This window comes from Streptococcus mitis bv. 2 str. SK95 (genome assembly GCF_000222705.1).
GTDB lineage: Bacteria > Bacillota > Bacilli > Lactobacillales > Streptococcaceae > Streptococcus > Streptococcus mitis_AY.
Window position 1 is genome coordinate 1 of record NZ_AFUB01000045.1, and the last position, 1,022, is coordinate 1,022.

At 27.1% G+C, this 1,022-nt stretch carries 1 protein-coding gene; it reads right to left on the bottom strand.

What is annotated here, in order from left to right:
• Positions 1 to 76: 76 nt before the first annotated feature.
• Positions 77 to 1,022: hypothetical protein (locus tag HMPREF9965_RS09340; RefSeq protein ID WP_000574259.1), on the bottom strand; the 946-nt coding region annotated here is incomplete at its 5' end.

Consider the following 1,022-nt stretch of genomic DNA (forward strand, 5'->3'; position numbering starts at 1 on the left):
ATCAATTTCCAAGATAGTCTCTAGTAAGTTAAAGTGTGTACAGATATCTTTCAATCTTAAAAATTCTTTTTCATATTCAATAACTATCTGACTCAAAAAAACTACCCCTTTTGAAATAAATTATTTTGTTATTCGGTGTACGATTATGAATATACCGAGTCATATAAAAATTATAAGATCCTGTTGGATAAATAATAATAGAATCATCATCGCTGATATTTCTATATGATATAATTTTTCCAAATATATCTCCTTCAAAACATGAATTACCGCACACCAAATATTCTACAGGAACAAGACTCTGATTCATATCCAATCTAATATGTAATCTTTTAGGATACCATGGACAAAAATTCAGTACACTTGATTTCAAAATTACTTTATTTTGATTACTTGTGACAATTTCTGATTTATAAAATCCAATTGGTCTAGCAAACATATCTCCAGGTTCTATAAAAATCTTAATTTCATGACCTAGTGTTGCTGCCATAGAATATTCAAATTTAGAAAACATCATTTGCACATTGTGAATATTTTTATCCCTATACAATCCTTCAAAAGATCCCCCTAAATTAATTGATGTAACATTTCGGAAAATATGTTTGTTATACAAAACAATATTTTCCAAATAAGATAATACTTCTTTCAAATTTTCTAAAGTCTTATGACCGTAATGTATATGTAATCTCTTGATATTGATAAATAAATGTTGTCTTTCAAGAATATCATCTATTTTTATGCCCAAATGTCCCTTATTATATGATAAACGTATGCCAAGTTCTTCCACTCCTTCTGAATTATTTTTTAGATAATCTTCTAACTGTTTCAAACTATCAAAATCAAACAAAGCATTATTATCTAAAATATCTTTTATTTCATTGCTTGTATATCCTGGTCCAGTACAAGAAATCAACTCAAAACCTAGTTTCTGAGCAATTTTAAACTCTTCATAACTAGCACAATCAACTCCAATATTATGATTTTTCATGACATTTAAAACTTGTACATCATAATTTGCTTTC